This is a genomic window from Pseudomonas sp. MWU16-30322, assembly GCF_020515535.1.
In the GTDB taxonomy this organism is placed as follows: domain Bacteria; phylum Pseudomonadota; class Gammaproteobacteria; order Pseudomonadales; family Pseudomonadaceae; genus Aquipseudomonas; species Aquipseudomonas fluorescens_H.
Genome location: NZ_JAIWYL010000009.1, coordinates 1 through 20972, shown reverse-complemented (window position 1 = coordinate 20972; position 20972 = coordinate 1). Strand labels below are relative to the sequence as shown.

Annotated in this window: 17 protein-coding genes and 4 tRNA genes; all 21 read right to left on the bottom strand. The window is 55.4% G+C overall.

Annotated elements, in window-relative coordinates; genetic code table 11:
• Positions 1 to 37 precede the first annotated feature (37 nt).
• The 21 genes from rpsJ to birA all read right to left on the bottom strand — a co-directional run bounded on the left by rpsJ (position 38) and on the right by birA (position 20906).
• Positions 38 to 349, bottom strand: coding sequence for a 30S ribosomal protein S10 (gene rpsJ / locus LCH64_RS19145; protein WP_003186070.1), 312 nt, complete (start codon positions 347 to 349; stop codon positions 38 to 40).
• 158 nt (positions 350 to 507) lie between these two features.
• A complete protein-coding gene (gene tuf, locus LCH64_RS19140) occupies positions 508 to 1701 on the bottom strand; it encodes an elongation factor Tu (protein ID WP_024164425.1) in 1194 nt (397 codons plus the stop codon).
• A gap of 31 nt (positions 1702 to 1732) precedes the next feature.
• Entirely contained in the window at positions 1733 to 3838 is a 2106-nt protein-coding gene (gene fusA / locus LCH64_RS19135; RefSeq protein ID WP_003228743.1) for an elongation factor G, read from the bottom strand.
• Positions 3839 to 3868: 30 nt separating this feature from the next.
• Positions 3869 to 4342, bottom strand: coding sequence for a 30S ribosomal protein S7 (gene rpsG / locus LCH64_RS19130; protein WP_003228745.1), 474 nt, complete (start codon positions 4340 to 4342; stop codon positions 3869 to 3871).
• Between the two features lie 107 nt (positions 4343 to 4449).
• Complete coding sequence (rpsL, locus tag LCH64_RS19125; RefSeq protein WP_003186084.1) at positions 4450 to 4821, bottom strand: 30S ribosomal protein S12; 372 nt, start codon at positions 4819 to 4821, stop codon at positions 4450 to 4452.
• Positions 4822 to 5036: 215 nt separating this feature from the next.
• Positions 5037 to 9236 (bottom strand): DNA-directed RNA polymerase subunit beta', encoded by a 4200-nt coding sequence (rpoC, locus tag LCH64_RS19120; protein WP_003228747.1) that lies wholly within the window; start codon positions 9234 to 9236, stop codon positions 5037 to 5039.
• Positions 9237 to 9299: 63 nt separating this feature from the next.
• Positions 9300 to 13373 carry a DNA-directed RNA polymerase subunit beta gene (rpoB, locus tag LCH64_RS19115; protein ID WP_003228748.1) on the bottom strand — a complete coding sequence of 1358 codons (4074 nt, stop codon included), beginning with the start codon at positions 13371 to 13373 and terminating at the stop codon, positions 9300 to 9302.
• Positions 13374 to 13594: 221 nt separating this feature from the next.
• Entirely contained in the window at positions 13595 to 13960 is a 366-nt protein-coding gene (rplL, locus tag LCH64_RS19110; RefSeq protein WP_003228750.1) for a 50S ribosomal protein L7/L12, read from the bottom strand.
• Between the two features lie 74 nt (positions 13961 to 14034).
• Complete coding sequence (rplJ, locus tag LCH64_RS19105; protein ID WP_003228752.1) at positions 14035 to 14535, bottom strand: 50S ribosomal protein L10; 501 nt, start codon at positions 14533 to 14535, stop codon at positions 14035 to 14037.
• A gap of 198 nt (positions 14536 to 14733) precedes the next feature.
• Positions 14734 to 15429: a 50S ribosomal protein L1 gene (gene rplA, locus LCH64_RS19100; protein ID WP_226501002.1), complete on the bottom strand. Its 696-nt coding sequence runs from the start codon at positions 15427 to 15429 to the stop codon at positions 14734 to 14736.
• Positions 15429 to 15860 (bottom strand): 50S ribosomal protein L11, encoded by a 432-nt coding sequence (rplK, locus tag LCH64_RS19095; protein ID WP_003228756.1) that lies wholly within the window; start codon positions 15858 to 15860, stop codon positions 15429 to 15431. Before rplK ends, rplA begins: the two co-directional genes overlap by 1 nt.
• A 117-nt stretch (positions 15861 to 15977) precedes the next feature.
• Positions 15978 to 16511, bottom strand: coding sequence for a transcription termination/antitermination protein NusG (gene nusG / locus LCH64_RS19090; protein WP_025113545.1), 534 nt, complete (start codon positions 16509 to 16511; stop codon positions 15978 to 15980).
• 9 nt (positions 16512 to 16520) lie between these two features.
• Entirely contained in the window at positions 16521 to 16889 is a 369-nt protein-coding gene (secE, locus tag LCH64_RS19085) for a preprotein translocase subunit SecE (protein WP_003228759.1), read from the bottom strand.
• 45 nt (positions 16890 to 16934) lie between these two features.
• Positions 16935 to 17010: transfer RNA gene (locus tag LCH64_RS19080), tRNA-Trp, on the bottom strand.
• A 53-nt stretch (positions 17011 to 17063) separates the two neighbouring features.
• Complete coding sequence (tuf, locus tag LCH64_RS19075; protein ID WP_024164425.1) at positions 17064 to 18257, bottom strand: elongation factor Tu; 1194 nt, start codon at positions 18255 to 18257, stop codon at positions 17064 to 17066.
• Positions 18258 to 18341: 84 nt separating this feature from the next.
• Positions 18342 to 18417: transfer RNA gene (locus LCH64_RS19070), tRNA-Thr, on the bottom strand.
• A 26-nt stretch (positions 18418 to 18443) separates the two neighbouring features.
• Positions 18444 to 18517 (bottom strand) — tRNA-Gly (locus LCH64_RS19065).
• Positions 18518 to 18541: 24 nt separating this feature from the next.
• Positions 18542 to 18626, bottom strand: a tRNA-Tyr gene (locus LCH64_RS19060).
• Positions 18627 to 18768: 142 nt separating this feature from the next.
• A complete protein-coding gene (locus LCH64_RS19055) occupies positions 18769 to 19206 on the bottom strand; it encodes a hypothetical protein (protein ID WP_003228761.1) in 438 nt (145 codons plus the stop codon).
• A gap of 7 nt (positions 19207 to 19213) precedes the next feature.
• Positions 19214 to 19963: a pantothenate kinase gene (locus tag LCH64_RS19050; RefSeq protein WP_226501001.1), complete on the bottom strand. Its 750-nt coding sequence runs from the start codon at positions 19961 to 19963 to the stop codon at positions 19214 to 19216.
• The gene (gene birA / locus LCH64_RS19045; protein ID WP_226501000.1) at positions 19953 to 20906 is read right to left on the bottom strand and encodes a bifunctional biotin--[acetyl-CoA-carboxylase] ligase/biotin operon repressor BirA; all 954 of its coding nucleotides are present in this window, start codon (positions 20904 to 20906) and stop codon (positions 19953 to 19955) included. Before birA ends, LCH64_RS19050 begins: the two co-directional genes overlap by 11 nt.
• Positions 20907 to 20972: the final 66 nt, after the last annotated feature.

The following is a 20972-nucleotide window of genomic DNA, read 5'->3' as shown; positions in this document are numbered from 1 at the left end:
CGCCCATTTCAGAGCGTTACACGACCAAGACCGAGTCTTAGCCGAGGCTGATCTGCACTTCCACACCGGCCGCAAGATCAAGCTTCATAAGAGCATCAACGGTTTTATCCGTTGGCTGGACGATGTCCAGAACGCGCTTATGAGTGCGGATTTCGTACTGGTCACGCGCGTCTTTGTTGACGTGCGGGGAAACCAGAACGGTGAACCGCTCTTTACGGGTAGGCAGTGGAATTGGACCACGCACTTGAGCACCAGTACGTTTCGCGGTTTCCACGATTTCCTGGGTTGATTGGTCGATCAGGCGATGGTCAAAGGCCTTCAACCTGATACGGATTTGCTGATTTTGCATTGGATTTCAGACTCCGGCTGCTATTCCCACCGGGCGCAATACGCCCGTTAAAAGGAGGCGCAATTCTATAGACGCCCCAGATAGGTGTCAACCCAATAAAAAAGCCCCCGCTGAGCGGGGGCTTTTTCAATTCATCAAGCAGACTCTATAAAAGAGAATTACTCGATGATTTTGGCTACGACGCCAGCGCCGACGGTACGACCGCCTTCACGGATAGCGAAACGCAGACCGTCTTCCATCGCGATGGTTTTGATCAGGGTAACAGTCATCTGAATGTTGTCACCTGGCATTACCATTTCAACGCCTTCTGGCAGCTCGCAGTTACCAGTCACGTCAGTAGTACGGAAGTAGAACTGTGGACGGTAGCCTTTGAAGAACGGAGTGTGACGACCGCCTTCTTCCTTGCTCAGAACGTAAACTTCTGCGGTGAACTTGGTGTGCGGCTTAACCGAACCTGGCTTGACCAGAACCTGACCACGCTCAACGTCGTCACGCTTGGTACCACGCAACAGAACGCCGCAGTTCTCGCCAGCACGACCTTCGTCGAGCAGTTTGCGGAACATTTCAACACCGGTGCAGGTGGTGGTAGTGGTGTCGCGCAGACCAACGATTTCCAGTGCATCTTGAACGCGAACGATACCGCGCTCGATACGACCAGTCACAACAGTACCACGACCCGAGATCGAGAATACGTCTTCGATTGGCATCAGGAATGGCTTGTCGATCATACGAACTGGTTCTGGGATGTAGCTGTCCAGAGTTTCAACCAGTTTCTTGACGGCAGTGGTGCCCATCTCGTTATCGTCTTTGCCTTCCAGCGCCATACGAGCCGAACCGATGATGATTGGAGTGTCATCGCCCGGGAAGTCGTAGGTGGACAGCAGGTCGCGAACTTCCATCTCAACCAGTTCCAGCAGCTCAGCGTCGTCTACCAGGTCAGCCTTGTTCAGGAAAACCACGATGTACGGAACGCCTACCTGACGGGACAGCAGGATGTGCTCACGGGTTTGTGGCATCGGACCATCAGCGGCCGAGCAAACCAGGATAGCGCCGTCCATTTGAGCAGCACCGGTGATCATGTTCTTCACATAGTCAGCGTGACCTGGGCAGTCAACGTGAGCGTAGTGACGGATCAGCGAGTTGTACTCAACGTGTGCGGTGTTGATGGTGATACCGCGAGCTTTTTCTTCTGGAGCGCTGTCGATCTTGTCGAATTCAACTACGGCCGAACCGAAAACTTCGGAGCAGACGCGAGTCAGAGCAGCGGTCAGAGTGGTTTTACCGTGGTCAACGTGACCGATGGTGCCAACGTTGACGTGCGGTAGGGAACGATCAAATTTTTCTTTAGCCACGACAATTAACTCCTAGCCTAAAGGGGCTGAATCAGCCTTGTTTTTTGGTTACGGATTCGACGATGTGCGACGGAGCCGTATCGTATTTTTTGAATTCCATAGAGTAGCTTGCGCGACCCTGAGACATGGAACGAACGTCGGTCGCATAACCGAACATCTCACCCAGTGGAACCTCGGCACGGATAACCTTGCCGGACACTGTGTCTTCCATACCCTGGATCATGCCGCGACGACGGTTAAGGTCGCCCATTACATCACCCATATAGTCTTCAGGCGTAACAACCTCTACCGCCATGATCGGCTCGAGCAACTCACCACCACCCTTCTGGGCCAGTTGCTTGGTCGCCATGGAAGCAGCCACCTTGAACGCCATCTCGTTGGAGTCGACGTCGTGGTAAGAACCATCGAACACGGTAGCCTTCAGGCCGATCAGCGGATAGCCGGCGACAACGCCGTTCTTCATCTGCTCTTCGATACCCTTCTGGATAGCCGGGATGTATTCCTTAGGAACCACACCACCTACTACTTCGTTCACGAATTGCAGACCTTCCTGACCTTCGTCAGCAGGAGCAAAACGGATCCAGCAGTGGCCGAACTGACCACGACCGCCGGACTGGCGAACGAACTTGCCTTCGATTTCGCAGTTCTTCGTGATGCGCTCACGGTACGAAACTTGAGGCTTGCCGATGTTGGCTTCGACGTTGAACTCACGGCGCATCCGGTCAACCAGGATGTCCAGGTGCAGCTCGCCCATGCCGGAGATGATCGTCTGACCAGTCTCTTCATCAGTCTTAACGCGGAAAGACGGGTCTTCCTGAGCCAGTTTGCCCAGAGCGATACCCATTTTTTCCTGGTCATCCTTGGTCTTAGGCTCTACGGCAACCGAAATAACCGGCTCCGGGAAGTCCATACGAACCAGGATGATTGGCTTGTCAGCGTTGCAGAGGGTTTCACCAGTGGTGACGTCCTTCATGCCGATCAGGGCCGCGATGTCGCCAGCGCGTACTTCCTTGATCTCTTCACGGGCGTTTGCGTGCATTTGCACCATACGACCCACGCGCTCTTTTTTACCTTTAACCGAGTTGATCACGCCGTCGCCGGAGTTCAACACGCCCGAGTAAACGCGGACGAAGGTCAAGGTACCCACGAATGGGTCGGTAGCGATTTTGAACGCCAGTGCCGCGAACGGCTCGTCGTCACTTGCGTGACGCTCCATTTCCTCTTCCTCGTTATCAGGGTTGGAACCCTTGATCGCAGGAATGTCGGTTGGAGCAGGCAGGAAGTCGATAACGGCGTCGAGAACCAGGGGAACACCCTTGTTCTTGAACGACGAACCGCACACAGCCAGAACGATTTCGCCAGCGATAGTGCGCTGACGCAGAGCGGCCTTGATCTCTTCGATCGACAGCTCTTCGCCTTCCAGGTACTTGTTCATCAGCTCTTCGCTGGCTTCGGCCGCAGCCTCAACCATGTTGCTGCGCCATTCGGTGGCGAGCTCGAGCATGTCCGCTGGGATTTCCTTGCGAACAGGAACCATACCCTTGTCAGAGTCGTTCCAGTAAACAGCCTGCATGTTGATCAGGTCGATCTGGCCCTGGAAGTTATCTTCCGAACCGATAGCCAGCTGAATCGGCACCGGAGTGTGACCCAGACGCTGTTTGATCTGACCGATCACGCGCAGGAAGTTGGCACCAGCACGGTCCATCTTGTTTACGTAAACAAGACGTGGAACGCCGTATTTGTTGGCTTGACGCCATACGGTTTCCGACTGTGGCTCAACACCCGAAGTACCGCAGAATACAACGACAGCGCCGTCGAGTACGCGCAGGGAACGCTCAACTTCAATGGTGAAGTCTACGTGGCCTGGGGTATCGATGACGTTGAAGCGGTGCTCATGCGCATACTGCTTCTCGGAACCTTTCCAGAAGGCGGTGATAGCAGCAGAAGTAATGGTAATACCACGCTCCTGCTCCTGCACCATCCAGTCTGTGGTCGCGGCGCCGTCATGCACCTCGCCCATTTTGTGACTTTTGCCGGTGTAAAAAAGGACGCGCTCGGTGGTGGTGGTTTTACCAGCATCCACGTGAGCGACGATACCGATGTTACGGTAGCGACTAATCGGAGTAGTACGAGCCATAAAGCCCTCGCAAAATTAGTGAAGCTAAAATTAGAAGCGGTAGTGCGAGAAAGCTTTGTTGGCTTCGGCCATACGGTGCACGTCTTCACGCTTCTTAACAGCAGCACCTTTACCTTCAGCAGCATCCAGCAGTTCGCCAGCCAAGCGCAGAGCCATAGACTTCTCGCCACGCTTACGGGCGAAGTCTACCAACCAGCGCATTGCCAGAGCGTTACGGCGGGAAGGACGAACCTCGACCGGAACCTGGTAAGTAGCACCACCAACGCGGCGCGACTTCACTTCGACCAGCGGAGCGATGGCGTCGAGTGCTTTTTCGAAGAGTTCCAGGGGATCGGTGCCGGCCTTACGAGCCTTCACGGTTTCCAGGGCACCATAAACGATACGCTCGGCAACGGCTTTCTTGCCGCTTTCCATAACGTGGTTCATGAATTTGGCGAGGATCTGGCTTCCGTATTTCGGATCGTCCAGAATCTCACGCTTTGCTGCTACGCGACGTCTTGGCATGATAAGCCCTCAAGCGGTCTTCAGGTTAGTTCGGGACAGATCCAGTGGATGCAAGCCCGACCTTACTCTTATCGACTCAATAAAATGAAAATCTGCAAAACGGCCGATTACTTCGGACGCTTGGTACCGTACTTCGAACGACCCTGGTTACGGCCTTTAACGCCGGAAGTATCCAAGGAGCCGCGAACGGTGTGGTAACGAACACCTGGCAAGTCTTTTACACGACCGCCGCGGATCAGTACCACGCTGTGCTCTTGCAGGTTGTGGCCTTCACCACCGATGTACGAGGAAACCTCGAAACCGTTGGTCAGACGCACACGGCATACTTTACGCAGTGCCGAGTTAGGTTTTTTCGGCGTAGTGGTGTACACACGGGTGCACACGCCACGACGTTGCGGGCAGTTCTGCAGCGCAGGCACGTCGGATTTCTCGACGATACGCTTACGCGGCTGACGTACCAGCTGGTTGATAGTTGCCATCTACTAGCTCCACTGTTGTCTTGCGACGCTATTGTCTTGCAAGAAAAGCAAAATGGCAGGAACGGATTCCCGCCAAATTTAGGGGATCAAGAGTCTAAAGAGGATCTTGTCCCCAGTCAAGGCAAGGCCCCGACCTCCCCGCCTGTCGAACCTTGACAATTTGTCTCGATTCGACGAACGGAGCGATCAGGGCCTCAGCTTATTTACCGCAGAACTCAGTTACCGCTCGAGTTCAGCGCTTCGGTCAGTGCAGCTTCCACTTCACTGGCGCTTACGCGCAACGGCTTGTCTGCATCACGGCGACGCTTGCGCTCGCTGTGATAAGCCAGACCGGTACCGGCCGGGATCAGACGACCCACAACCACGTTTTCTTTCAGGCCGCGCAGGTAATCGCGCTTGCCGGTGACTGCCGCTTCGGTCAGTACGCGAGTGGTTTCCTGGAAGGAAGCCGCCGAGATGAACGATTCGGTGGACAACGACGCCTTGGTGATACCCAGCAGAACGCGGGTGAACTTGGAGACAAACTTGTCTTCCGCGCTCAGACGCTCGTTCTCTACCAGGACGTGAGTCAGTTCCATCTGGTCGCCCTTGATGAAGCTGGAATCGCCGGACTCGGAGATCTCAACTTTACGCAGCATCTGACGCAGGATAGTCTCGATGTGCTTGTCGTTGATCTTCACGCCTTGCAGACGGTAAACGTCCTGGATCTCGTTCACGATGTACTTGGCCAGCGCGCTCACACCCAGCAGACGCAGGATGTCGTGCGGATCGCTTGGACCGTCGGAGATAACTTCGCCGCGGTTTACCTGTTCGCCTTCGAACACGTTCAGGTGACGCCACTTCGGAATCAGCTCTTCGTACGGATCGCTACCGTCGTTCGGGGTAATGACCAGACGGCGCTTGCCCTTGGTCTCTTTACCGAACGCGATGGTGCCGCTGACTTCAGCCAGAATCGACGCTTCTTTCGGACGACGAGCTTCGAACAAGTCAGCAACACGCGGCAGACCACCGGTGATGTCACGAGTCTTCGAAGTTTCTTGCGGGATACGAGCGATAACATCACCGATCGCGATCTTCGCACCGTCCGCCACACCGACCAGGGCGTTGGCTGGCAGGAAGTACTGAGCGATAACGTCAGTGCCTGGCAGCAGCAGATCCTTGCCGTTGTCGTCGACCATCTTCACTGCTGGACGGATTTCTTTGCCCGCAGCTGGACGATCTTTCGCGTCGAGCACTTCAATGTTGGTCATACCGGTCAATTCGTCAGTCTGACGCTTGATCGTGATGCCTTCTTCCATGCCCACGTAGGTCACGGTACCTTTCATTTCGGTAACGATCGGGTGAGTGTGCGGATCCCACTTGGCCACGATTGCGCCAGCGTCGACCTTGTCACCTTCTTTAACCGAAATCACGGCACCGTACGGCAGCTTGTAACGCTCGCGCTCACGACCGAAGTCATCAGCGATTGCCAGCTCACCGGAACGGGACACAGCAACCAGGTGGCCATCCACACGCTCAACGTGTTTCAGGTTGTGCAGACGGACGGTACCGCCATTCTTCACCTGAACGCTGTCGGCTGCGGAAGTACGGCTTGCCGCACCACCGATGTGGAACGTACGCATCGTCAGTTGGGTACCCGGCTCACCGATGGACTGGGCAGCGATAACGCCGACCGCTTCACCGATGTTCACCTGGTGACCACGCGCCAGATCACGGCCGTAGCACTTGGCGCAAATGCCATAGCGGGTTTCGCAGCTGATCGGCGAACGCACGATCACTTCGTCGATGCTGTTCAGCTCGATGAACTCGACCCACTTCTCGTCTACCAGGGTACCGGCAGGAACGATGACGTCCTCGGTGCCTGGCTTGAATACGTCACGGGCAATAACACGACCCAATACGCGCTCACCCAACGGCTCTACAACGTCACCGCCTTCAATGTGCGGAGTCATCAGCAGACCGTGTTCGGTGCCGCAATCGATCTCGGTTACAACCAGATCCTGCGCCACGTCTACCAGACGACGAGTCAGGTAACCGGAGTTCGCGGTTTTCAACGCGGTATCCGCCAGACCTTTACGAGCACCGTGAGTCGAGATGAAGTACTGGAGTACGCTCAGACCTTCACGGAAGTTCGCAGTAATCGGCGTTTCAATGATGGAACCGTCCGGCTTGGCCATCAGACCACGCATACCGGCCAGCTGACGAATCTGTGCTGCGGAACCCCGCGCACCCGAGTCGGCCATCATGTACATCGAGTTGAAGGACTCTTGGTCGACTTCATTGCCGTGACGGTCGATGACTTTCTCTTTCGAGAGGTTGGCCATCATCGCCTTGGAAACTTCGTCGTTCGCCTTCGACCAAAGGTCGATCACTTTGTTGTACTTCTCGCCCTGGGTTACCAGGCCGGAGGCGTACTGGCTCTCGATCTCTTTCACTTCGTCGGTGGCTGCACCGATGATGCGGGCTTTTTCGTCCGGGATAACGAAGTCGTTAACACCGATGGAAACGCCGGAGATGGTCGAGTAAGCGAAACCGGTGTACATCAACTGGTCAGCGAAGATCACGGTCTCTTTCAGACCAACCACGCGGTAGCACTGGTTGATCAGCTTGGAGATCGCCTTTTTCTTCATCGGCAGGTTGACGACGTCGTACGACAGACCTTTTGGCACAACCTGGAACAGCAGCGCACGGCCGACGGTAGTGTCGACGATACGGGTACCGCTCACGCTGTTGCCGTCACGGTCGTTGACGGTTTCGTTGATACGAACCTTGACCTTGGCGTGCAGTGCGGCTTCGCCGGCACGGAACACACGGTCAACTTCCTGCAGATCCGCGAATACGCGACCTTCGCCCTTGGCGTTGATCGCTTCACGAGTCATGTAGTACAGACCCAATACAACGTCCTGCGACGGAACGATGATTGGCTCACCGTTGGCTGGCGACAGAATGTTGTTGGTCGACATCATCAACGCACGCGCTTCGAGCTGGGCTTCCAGCGTCAGCGGTACGTGCACAGCCATTTGGTCGCCGTCGAAGTCGGCGTTGTACGCGGCGCAGACCAGAGGGTGCAGCTGGATAGCCTTACCTTCGATCAGTACCGGTTCAAACGCCTGGATACCCAGACGGTGAAGGGTCGGTGCACGGTTGAGAAGAACCGGGTGTTCGCGAATCACTTCAGCGAGAACGTCCCAAACCTCTGGCAGTTCGCGCTCGACCATTTTCTTGGCCGCTTTGATGGTGGTCGCGAGACCGCGCATTTCCAGCTTGCCGAAAATGAACGGTTTGAACAGCTCGAGAGCCATCTTCTTCGGCAGACCGCACTGGTGCAGACGCAGGGTCGGACCTACGGTAATTACCGAACGACCGGAGTAGTCAACACGCTTACCGAGCAAGTTCTGACGGAAACGACCTTGCTTACCCTTGATCATGTCAGCCAGGGATTTCAGAGGACGCTTGTTCGAACCGGTGATAGCGCGGCCACGACGACCGTTGTCGAGCAGTGCATCGACAGCTTCCTGCAACATACGCTTTTCGTTGCGCACGATGATGTCCGGAGCGGACAGATCCAGCAGGCGCTTCAAACGGTTGTTACGGTTGATCACTCGACGATACAGATCGTTGAGGTCGGAAGTCGCGAAGCGACCGCCATCCAGCGGGACCAGTGGACGCAGATCTGGCGGCAGAACCGGCAGAACGGTCAGCACCATCCACTCTGGCAGGTTGCCGGAACCCTGGAAGGCTTCCATCAACTTCAGACGCTTGGACAGCTTCTTGATCTTGGTTTCCGAGTTGGTTTGCGGAATCTCTTCGCGCAGACGGCCAATCTCGTGCTCCAGGTCGATAGCGTGCAGCAGTTCACGGACAGCTTCTGCACCCATGCGGGCATCGAAGTCGTCACCGAACTCTTCCAGCGCTTCGAAGTACTGCTCATCGTTCAGCAGCTGACCTTTTTCAAGGGTGGTCATGCCCGGGTCGATAACGACATAGCTCTCGAAGTAGAGAACGCGTTCGATATCACGCAGGGTCATGTCCATCAGCAGGCCGATACGGGACGGCAGCGATTTCAGGAACCAGATGTGGGCAACCGGCGAAGCCAGTTCGATGTGCGCCATGCGCTCACGACGAACCTTGGCCAGTGCAACTTCAACGCCGCACTTCTCGCAGATCACACCACGGTGCTTCAAGCGCTTGTACTTACCGCACAGGCACTCGTAATCCTTTACCGGGCCAAAGATCTTGGCGCAGAACAGACCGTCACGCTCAGGTTTGAACGTACGATAGTTGATGGTTTCCGGCTTTTTAACTTCACCGAACGACCACGAGCGGATCATCTCAGGCGAGGCCAATCCGATACGGATGGCGTCGAACTCTTCGACTTGACCCTGGTTTTTCAGCAAATTCAGTAGGTCTTTCAAGGCCTTTCCTCCTGGCGGAGCAGAGAGCGGGCAATCCTGCCCCGCTCTCGATCGCGTCACGTGTTATTCGGTTTCCAGATCGATATCGATGCCGAGGGAACGAATTTCCTTGATCAACACGTTGAAGGACTCGGGCATGCCCGGCTCCATACGGTGATCGCCATCCACGATGTTTTTGTACATCTTGGTACGGCCGTTCACATCGTCCGACTTCACTGTGAGCATTTCTTGCAGAGTGTATGCAGCACCGTATGCTTCCAGTGCCCAGACCTCCATCTCCCCGAAACGCTGACCACCGAACTGTGCCTTACCACCCAGCGGCTGCTGAGTAACCAGGCTGTACGAACCGGTAGAACGCGCGTGCATCTTGTCGTCTACCAAGTGGTTCAGCTTCAGCATGTACATGTAGCCAACGGTAACTGGACGCTCGAACTTGTTGCCGGTACGGCCGTCAGTCAGCTGCATCTGGCCGCTTTCCGGCAGGTCTGCCAGTTTCAGCATGGCCTTGATTTCGCTTTCCTTGGCACCGTCGAACACTGGAGTGGCCATTGGAACGCCGCCACGCAGGTTCTTCGCCAGATCCAGGATTTCCTGATCGGAGAAGCTGTCCAGATCTTCGTTACGACCGCCGATCTGGTTGTAGATCTCGTCCAGGAAGGTGCGCAGTTCAGCGACTTTACGCTGCTCTTCGACCATCCGGTTGATCTTCTCGCCCAGACCTTTGGCCGCGAGGCCCAGGTGGGTTTCAAGGATCTGACCAACGTTCATACGCGAAGGTACGCCCAGCGGGTTGAGAACGACGTCGACCGGGGTGCCATTGGCATCGTGCGGCATGTCTTCAACCGGCATGATCACGGAGACCACACCTTTGTTACCGTGACGACCGGCCATCTTGTCGCCCGGCTGGATGCGACGACGGATTGCCAGGTAAACCTTGACGATTTTCAGCACGCCTGGAGCCAGGTCATCGCCCTGCTGCAGTTTGCGCTTCTTGTCTTCGAACTTGTCGTCCAGCAGACGGCGGCGATCAACGATGTAGGCCTGAGCCTTCTCGAGCTGCTCATTCAGAGCATCTTCAGCCATGCGCAGTTTGAACCACTGACCATGCTCAAGACCGTCGAGAACTTCGTCGGTGATGTCCTGACCTTTCTTCAGACCGGCGCCGCCTTCAGCCTTGTGGCCTACCAGAGCGGAGCGCAGACGTTCGAAGGTCGCGCCTTCAACGATACGGAACTCTTCGTTCAGATCCTTGCGGATCTCGTCCAGCTGGGACTTCTCGATCGACAGTGCACGAGCATCACGCTCAACGCCGTCGCGGGTGAAGACCTGTACGTCGATGACAGTACCTTTGGTACCGGTAGGTACACGCAGGGAGGTGTCTTTAACGTCGCTGGCTTTTTCACCGAAGATCGCACGCAGCAGTTTTTCTTCCGGAGTCAGTTGGGTCTCGCCTTTCGGAGTGACCTTACCTACCAGGATGTCGCCTGCGCCGACTTCAGCACCTACGTAAACGATACCGGCTTCGTCCAGCTTGTTCAGTGCAGCTTCACCCACGTTCGGGATGTCTGCAGTGATTTCCTCTGGGCCAAGCTTGGTGTCACGGGCCACACAGGTCAGTTCCTGAATGTGGATCGTGGTGAAGCGGTCTTCCTGAACCACACGCTCGGACAGGCAGATGGAGTCTTCGAAGTTGAAGCCGTTCCATGCCATGAACGCGATGCGCATGTTCTGACCCAGTGCCAGTTCACCCATGTCGGTGGACGGGCCGTCGGCCATGATGTCGCTACGCTGAACGCGATCACCCTTTCTCACCAGCGGACGCTGGTTGATGCAGGTGTTCTGGTTCGAGCGGGTGTATTTGGTCAGGTTGTAGATGTCGACACCAGCTTCACCGGTTTCAACTTCGTCATCGGCAACACGAACCACGATACGGCTGGCATCAACAGAGTCGATCACGCCGCCACGACGAGCCACGACGCAAACGCCGGAGTCGCGAGCCACGTTACGCTCCATGCCGGTACCTACCAGCGGCTTGTCAGCGCGCAGGGTTGGTACAGCTTGACGCTGCATGTTCGAACCCATCAACGCACGGTTGGCGTCGTCGTGCTCGAGGAACGGAATCAGCGACGCTGCAACCGAAACTACCTGCTTCGGCGAAACGTCCATCAGGGTGACGTCTTCCGGCGCCTTGACGGTGAATTCGTTCAGGTGACGTACGGCTACCAGCTCGTCGATCAGGACTTTCTGGTCGTTCATGGTCGCCGAAGCCTGCGCGATCACGTGATCGGCTTCTTCAATGGCGGACAGGAACACGATCTCGTCAGTGACCACACCCTCTTTCACCACGCGGTACGGGCTTTCCAGGAAGCCGTACTGGTTGGTGCGGGCATAAGCAGCCAGGGAGTTGATCAGACCGATGTTCGGACCTTCCGGCGTTTCAATCGGGCATACACGACCGTAGTGAGTCGGGTGTACGTCACGGACTTCAAAGCCTGCGCGCTCACGAGTCAGACCGCCAGGGCCGAGTGCAGAGACACGACGCTTGTGGGTGATCTCGGACAGCGGGTTGTTCTGGTCCATGAACTGCGAGAGCTGGCTGGAACCGAAGAACTCTTTCACCGCCGCAGCCACTGGCTTGGCGTTGATCAGGTCTTGCGGCATCAGGCCTTCGCTTTCAGCCATCGACAGACGCTCTTTGACCGCACGCTCAACACGTACCAGGCCAACGCGGAACTGGTTCTCGGCCATTTCGCCTACGCAGCGAACACGACGGTTACCCAGGTGGTCGATGTCATCGACGATGCCTTTACCGTTACGGATGTCGACCAGAGTCTTCAGTACCGCGACGATGTCTTCCTTGCACAGCACGCCCGAACCTTCGATCTCGGTACGACCGATACGACGGTTGAACTTCATCCGGCCGACCGCAGACAGGTCATAGCGCTCAGGGCTGAAGAACAGGTTGTTGAACAGGGTTTCGGCAGCGTCTTTGGTTGGCGGCTCGCCTGGACGCATCATGCGATAGATCTCGACCAGCGCTTCCAATTGGTTGCTGGTGGAGTCGATCTTCAGCGTGTCGGAGACGAACGGACCGCAGTCGATGTCGTTGGTGTACAGAGTTTCGATACGAACGACGCCGGCCTTGGCGATTTTCGCCAGGACTTCAGTCGACAGTTCGGTGTTGCACTCTGCCAGGATTTCGCCGGTGGCCGGATGCACGATGACCTTGGCGGTGGTGCGACCCAGGACGTAGTCCAGAGGCACGTCCAGCTCTTTGATCCCGGCTTTTTCCAGCTGGTTGATGTGGCGGGCAGTAATACGACGGCCCTGCTCGACAATAACCTTGCCTTTATCGTCCTGGATATCGAGGACAGCCACTTCACCGCGCAGACGCTGAGGCACCAGTTCCAGGCTCAGGCCTTCGCCTTTAACGTGGAATACGTTGGTGGTGTAGAACGCGTCGAGCACTTCTTCGGTGGTGTAGCCGAGCGCGCGCAGCAGTACCGAAGCCGGCAGCTTGCGACGACGGTCGATACGCACGAACACGCAGTCTTTCGGGTCGAACTCAAAGTCCAGCCACGAACCGCGGTAAGGGATGATGCGCGCGGAGTAAAGCAGTTTACCGGAGCTGTGCGTCTTGCCGCGGTCGTGGTCGAAGAACACGCCCGGGGAACGGTGCAGCTGGGAAACGATAACACGCTCGGTACCGTTGATTACGAAGGTACCGTTCTCAGTCATCAATGGGATTTCGCCCATGTAGACTTCTTGCTCTTTGATGTCCTTGATCGCTTTGTTCGACGATTCTTTGTCGAAAATGATCAGGCGCACTTTTACCCGCAAAGGTACGGCGAAAGTTACACCGCGCAATACGCATTCTTTGACATCAAATGCCGGTTCGCCCAGGCGATAACCGACGTACTCCAGCGCAGCATTGCCGGAGTAGCTGATGATCGGGAAAACGGATTTGAAGGCCGCATGCAGGCCCACGTCGCGGAACTGATCTTTAGTCGCTCCCGCTTGCAAGAATTCACGATACGAATCCAGCTGGATGGCCAGGAGGTACGGCACATCCATGACGTCCGGCAACTTGCTAAAGTCCTTGCGGATACGTTTTTTCTCAGTATATGAGTAAGCCATCAGCGTTCCCCAGCTTGGTCACCTGCTTGTTTGGCCCCTCCCGACGGGAGCAGCCAGAAAATCGTGCAAACCCCATGGTTTGCGCCACCGCATCGGGTGGTTACAGCACCTTTATCAGCACCGACCCAGTCGGCTGCCAATAACGGAAAAAGGCCGGTGGCAAGAGCCACCAGCCATCAGCCTGTCGCTTGACGCTCGGGCTGGAGGAGCAAAGTCGATACTTATTTCAGTTCGACTTTAGCGCCTGCTTCTTCCAGCTTCTTCTTAGCGTCTTCAGCAGCTTCTTTCGAAACGCCTTCAGCTACAACCTGAGGAGCGCCGTCTACTTTCTCTTTGGCTTCTTTCAGGCCCAGACCAGTCAGTTCACGAACTGCCTTGATCACGTTAACCTTCTTCTCGCCAGCTTCCAGCAGAACAACGTTGAACTCGGTTTGCTCTTCAACAACAGCGGCAGCAGCAGCTGGACCAGCCGAAGCGGCAGCAGCGGTAACGCCGAAGGTTTCTTCCATCGCTTTGATCAGCTCAACGATTTCCACTACGGATTTCTGGCCGATTGCTTCGATGATTTGTTCGTTAGTCAGAGACATGACTCAATTCCTGAATTGGGGGACGGCCTACGCGACCATCGAAATAAACAAAAAACGCGAGAAGTTGACGAGCCTTAGGCTGCGGCAGCTTCTTTCTGGTCGCGAATTGCCGCCAGAGTACGAGCCAATTTGCTGGTAGCGCCTTGAATCACGCTCATCAGCTGAGAAATTGCTTCGTCACGGGTCGGCAGAGTTGCCAGTACGTCGATCTGATTAGCTGCGAGGAACTTGCCCTCGAACGCAGCTGCCTTGATCTCGAACTTGTCCTGACCCTTGGCAAACTCTTTGAAGATACGGGCAGCAGCGCCCGGATGTTCGTTCGAGAATGCAATCAGGGTCGGGCCGGTGAACACGTCGTTGAGAACACTGTATTCAGTGTCAGCAACAGCGCGCTTGAGCAGGGTGTTACGTACAACACGTACGTAAACGCCAGCTTCACGAGCCTCTTTACGGAGTCCGGTCATTGCGCCTACTGTTACGCCACGTGCATCAACCACGACAGCGGACAGAGCGACTTTGGCAGCCTCGTTGACTTCAGCGACGATGGCCTTCTTGTCTTCGAGATTAATTGCCACGGGTTTAACTCCTGCTTGTTACCGTTTCACTCGATCGAAACCGAATGTCGTTTTGGTGTCTGATTCGGTAAGGAACCGGGAGCACCATCTGCGTAGGCTTGTGGTTTAAGGCTTGCGCCGCCTACGGTCTTGGATAGCCCCCGCCAGGCAGGGACCCCAATCTTTCAATTGGCGCGAATAATCGCACCAACCTTTGTCTTACGCGTCCAGCGAGCTCTGGTCGATAACCAGACCTGGGCCCATAGTGGTGCTCAGGGTAACGCGCTTGACGTAAATACCTTTCGAGGAAGCTGGCTTGATACGCTTCAGATCAGCGATCAGGGCTTCAACGTTTTCCTTCAGCTTGACGGCATCGAAGCCGATCTTGCCAACGGAGGTGTGGATGATGCCGTTTTTGTCGGTGCGATAACGAACCTGACCAGCCTTGGCGTTTTTAACCGCGGTGGCTACGTCTGGAGTTACGGTGCCGACTTTCGGGTTAGGCATCAGGCCACGTGGACCGAGGATCTGACCCAGTTGACCTACAACGCGCATGGCATCCGGGGATGCGATCACTACGTCATAGTTCAGGTCGCCGCCTTTCATTTCGGCAGCCAGGTCGTCCATACCTACACGGTCAGCGCCGGCAGCCATAGCGGCCTCAGCAGCTGGACCCTGGGTGAACACAGCAACGCGAACAGTCTTGCCAGTGCCGTGTGGCAGCACAGTAGCGCTACGAACAACCTGGTCGGATTTACGCGGGTCTACACCCAGGTTTACAGCAACGTCGAACGACTCGCTGAACTTGACAGTCGACAGCTCAGCCAGCAGAGCAGCAGCGTCTACAATGTTGTAGGCCTTGCCTGCTTCGATTTTGCCGGCGATAGCCTTTTGACGCTTGGTCAGCTTAGCCATTACACACCCTCCACGTTAAGGCCCATGCTACGAGCAGAACCGGCGATAGTACGCACGGCTGCATCCATATCAGCTGCAGTCAGATCCGCGTTTTTGGTTTTCGCGATTTCTTCCAGCTGAGCACGGGTAACAGTGCCAACCTTAACGGTGTTCGGACGAGCGGAACCGCTGGTCAGACCGGCCGCCTTCTTCAGCAGAACCGAAGCAGGGGTGGATTTGGTTTCGAAAGTGAAGCTACGGTCGCTGTAGACAGTGATGATCACTGGAGTCGGCAGACCTGCTTCAAGACCCTGAGTACGGGCGTTGAAAGCCTTGCAGAATTCCATGATGTTCACGCCGTGCTGACCCAGAGCAGGACCAACAGGTGGGCTTGGGTTAGCCTGAGCGGCCTTCACTTGCAGCTTGATGTAAGCGGTAATCTTCTTGGCCATGAGGCACTCCAATTACGGGTTCGAACGCCTCGAAAGGCTCCCCGGTTACTTGCGCGTTTATCCCAGTGACAACAAAACCCCACAGCCTAGGGCTGCGGGGTTGGGATGCTTGTTCAGCTAGACCTTTTCGACCTGACTGAACTCCAACTCTACCGGGGTAGAGCGACCGAAAATAAGCACTGCCACCTGGACACGGCTCTTTTCGTAGTTAACTTCTTCGACAGTGCCGTTAAAGTCAGCGAATGGCCCGTCAGTAACACGAACTACCTCACCCGGCTCAAACAGAGTCTTCGGCTTCGGCTTATCGCTACCATCGGCCACGCGACGCAGAATGGCTTCCGCCTCTTTGTCGGTGATTGGAGCGGGCTTGTCGGCGGTACCGCCAATGAAGCCCATCACCCGAGGAGTATCCTTGACCAAGTGCCAAGTACCCTCGTTCATATCCATCTGTACCAGCACATAACCTGGGAAGAACTTGCGTTCGCTTTTGCGCTTCTGGCCATTACGCATTTCAACCACTTCTTCAGTGGGAACCAGAATTTCGCCGAAGCCATCTTCCATGCCAGCCAGCTTTACGCGCTCAATCAGCGAGCGCATGACATGCTTCTCGTAACCCGAGTAAGCATGCACAACGTACCAACGCTTAGCCACGGGACACCCTTAGCCGACAATCAAGGAAACAAGCCAGCCGAGCAGGGAGTCAACACCCCACAACAGCAACGCCATAACGATAACCACAGCAACAACGATCAACGTTGTCTGCGTGGTTTCCTGGCGAGTTGGCCATACGACTTTACGAATCTCGGTGCGAGCTTCCTTAACCAGTACAAAGAACGACTTGCCCTTTGCGGTCTGCAGGCCTACAAAGGCAGCTACAGCAGCAATTACGAGCAAAGCGAGTACACGGTACAGGATCGGCGAAGCAGCGTAATACTGATTGCCAACAACGCCAACAATCACCAAAGCAACTACTACAAGCCACTTGAGCAGATCGAAGCGAGAGCCTTGAGCTTCAGCCTTAGGAGTCATCTATGAAGATCCTGTGAAAAGAAAGCCAGACACACCGAGTGAATCTGGCAGGTCAGGAGGGAATCGAACCCCCAACCTACGGTTTTGGAGACCGTCGCTCTGCCAATTGAGCTACTGACCTAAAACAAAATCAGGCCGACCATTATGCCGGCCCGAAAAATACATTACAACCGCTTATTCGATGATTTTCGCTACGACGCCAGCGCCGACGGTACGACCGCCTTCACGGATAGCGAAACGCAGACCGTCTTCCATCGCGATGGTTTTGATCAGGGTAACAGTCATCTGAATGTTGTCACCTGGCATTACCATTTCAACGCCTTCTGGCAGCTCGCAGTTACCAGTCACGTCAGTAGTACGGAAGTAGAACTGTGGACGGTAGCCTTTGAAGAACGGAGTGTGACGACCGCCTTCTTCCTTGCTCAGAACGTAAACTTCTGCGGTGAACTTGGTGTGCGGCTTAACCGAACCTGGCTTGACCAGAACCTGACCACGCTCAACGTCGTCACGCTTGGTACCACGCAACAGAACGCCGCAGTTCTCGCCAGCACGACCTTCGTCGAGCAGTTTGCGGAACATTTCAACACCGGTGCAGGTGGTGGTAGTGGTGTCGCGCAGACCAACGATTTCCAGTGCATCTTGAACGCGAACGATACCGCGCTCGATACGACCAGTCACAACAGTACCACGACCCGAGATCGAGAATACGTCTTCGATTGGCATCAGGAATGGCTTGTCGATCATACGAACTGGTTCTGGGATGTAGCTGTCCAGAGTTTCAACCAGTTTCTTGACGGCAGTGGTGCCCATCTCGTTATCGTCTTTGCCTTCCAGCGCCATACGAGCCGAACCGATGATGATTGGAGTGTCATCGCCCGGGAAGTCGTAGGTGGACAGCAGGTCGCGAACTTCCATCTCAACCAGTTCCAGCAGCTCAGCGTCGTCTACCAGGTCAGCCTTGTTCAGGAAAACCACGATGTACGGAACGCCTACCTGACGGGACAGCAGGATGTGCTCACGGGTTTGTGGCATCGGACCATCAGCGGCCGAGCAAACCAGGATAGCGCCGTCCATTTGAGCAGCACCGGTGATCATGTTCTTCACATAGTCAGCGTGACCTGGGCAGTCAACGTGAGCGTAGTGACGGATCAGCGAGTTGTACTCAACGTGTGCGGTGTTGATGGTGATACCGCGAGCTTTTTCTTCTGGAGCGCTGTCGATCTTGTCGAATTCAACTACGGCCGAACCGAAAACTTCGGAGCAGACGCGAGTCAGAGCAGCGGTCAGAGTGGTTTTACCGTGGTCAACGTGACCAATGGTCCCTACGTTGACGTGGGGCAGGGAACGATCAAATTTTTCCTTAGCCATCGATAACACCCTCAACAGAAGAATTAGACGAACGATATCTACCATTAAAACAAAGGCAGATATTTTCATATCTGCCTTGTTATATGGAGCTCTTGAGCGGATTTGAACCGCTGACCTCACCCTTACCAAGGGTGTGCTCTACCAACTGAGCTACAAGAGCGTAACACTTTGCACAACCTGCAAACTTGGAGCGGGTAGCGGGAATCGAACCCGCATCATCAGCTTGGAAGGCTGAGGTTCTACCACTAAACTATACCCGCGGAGCTTGCAGCTCACGCTAAAAATGGTGGAGGGGGAAGGATTCGAACCTTCGAAGTCGTAGACGTCAGATTTACAGTCTGATCCCTTTGGCCGCTCGGGAACCCCTCCTAAGCGAGCCGGCATTCTATACTATGCCGACCTTCTGTCAAGCATTTTCTCATTAAAAACCTGAGGTTAGCTGCGTTGACACTGCTCCGCTTTGACAACCTGTTTAGGTGTTCGCTGTGGAGCGGGCGCCATTCTATGCAAACTATTCCAGCGGTGCAACCCCTTCACACAGCATTATTTTATGTTTTAACTCATTGAATTCCTTGGAAAGGTTCTGCAACTGCACATCCCCCAATAAACGCTGGCTTTCGGGCGCAATGCGCAACCAGTAACCAGGCTCAGGGAGATCCTTTTGCAATGGTTGAGCCTTCACATTCATGGCCACCAGCCGCTGCTGCAGTCCGGAAACGCCCTCCTCGCGACTCAAACCGCCCAAGAACAGACAATCCTGTCCGGCGCGGCGCGCGCCCGGCACTTCTCGGGAGTCACCACCAGCTTCGCTCAGCAAGCGAATGTCCTGCTGAGATCCACGGTACATGCTGAGAGGCGTGACATCTTTTGCACGCAAGGGCGCTTCCTGCTGATGCCAGACGTAATAGAACACATTGAGTACAACAAGCAGCAGGAACAACCAACGCATACAAACCTCAAGATAAAGGACACGCCATGGCCAGCCCTACAAACACCAGGTCAGGGACAATCCGAGCATCAGGCACGACGTCCGCAACCAATCCAGCGTCGCCGCCTGTAATAAAGACGGTGAAGCCCTCCCCCCAATAGGATCGAGCCATTTCCATTTGAGTCAGGACAAATCCTCTCAACATCAAGGAGCATCCACGCTCCACCGCCTCGACAGTGCTCCGCCCCGGGGCATGACTCGTCAAGGCTCGCTCAGCGGCCAAATCTCCGTAACGGATATTCCGGGTGTGAGTGCGCAACTGATTACGCATCAATGGCATTCCAGGGCAAATAAAACCGCCGAGATGCTCCCCTTCAGCATTAATAAAATCCGCCGTCACAGCAGTGCCGAAATCCAGAATCAGACAGGCGCCTGCAGCCAGGTGAAAACCACCAAGCATCGCCAACCAGCGATCCAGCCCCAGACGCTCGTAGTCGTCATAGCCATTCCTGACACCAGACATTTCACTGGCCGACTTGGCACACACGACCGAGACGCCGAACGTCTGCTCAAGAATCCGACTGAGTGCGGCTGTTTCTTCACCGGTTCTGACGCTGACCAAGCGACATTTGCGCAGCAATAGGCCGTCAAATGCACGCAGGCTATCCACCAGCGCTTGATCCGAGTCGACCACGCCTTCCGCGAAAAGACCTCCAGTTGCAGCCTTCAATACGCGCCACTTGATAAAGCTGTTCCCACAGTCGAGCTCAAGAATCATCACGCAACCTCAGGCTGAGCTCACCACCACTAAATACTTTTTCCACGCCATCCACCATCAAGCGCAGCGCACCTTGACCATCAATGCCGAGCACTACACCTTCTATATGACTAACGCCGGCAATCAAAGAAACCGGTCGACCCTGCCACATATGCCCCTTCTCCCACTCCTCCTGGAGCGCCGAAAAGCCATCGACCTGCTGGCGCTGGATATAGCCGCGCAGTTGCTCGCTCAGCTCAGCCACCAAGACGTTGCGATCACAGCCTTTACCTGTCTCCAGCCGTATCGATGTCCATTGCTGGTCAACCTCATCAGCAATCTGCATGTTTACATTGATGCCTATACCCAACACCACATGGCATACATCTGCTGGATCACCTACAAGCTCGAGGAGGATACCGGCGATTTTCTTGTTTCCAACCAGCACGTCGTTTGGCCACTTCAATCCAGCGCCCGACACGCCCAGCTTTCGCAGGGTATGCATAACCGCCAAACCGACCACCAGACTCAAGCCCTCAAGCTGGCGCATGCCACCTTCGATGCGCAGGACAAGGCTGTAATAGAGATTTTCAGCAAAGGGGCTTACCCACTTACGTCCCCTGCGGCCACGACCAGAAATCTGCCGTTCTGCCAATACCAGGAACGGCGCCACTCGACCTTGATTGATCGCGCGTAGCGCTTCTGCATTGGTGGAGTCAATGGAATCAAAGACTGTAATTGGCCAAACGGGTGCCAAGGCACCAATTTTGAGAGGATCGAGCAGCGTCAAGGGCGCAGCCAGCTGATAGCCTCTGCCCCGCACTTTGTTAATGGACAACCCGAGTTCAGCCTCAAGATGCTGAAGCTGCTTCCATACCGCACTCCGACTGATACCCAAGGCAAGCCCGAGAGCCTCGCCAGAATGGAATCGACCATCCTTCAAAAGATTCAACAACGTCAGCATGCAGGTCTCGCCTCACAATGAGGCCCGAATAATAGCCATGAGCCGGGCGATTGCATAGAAATCAAG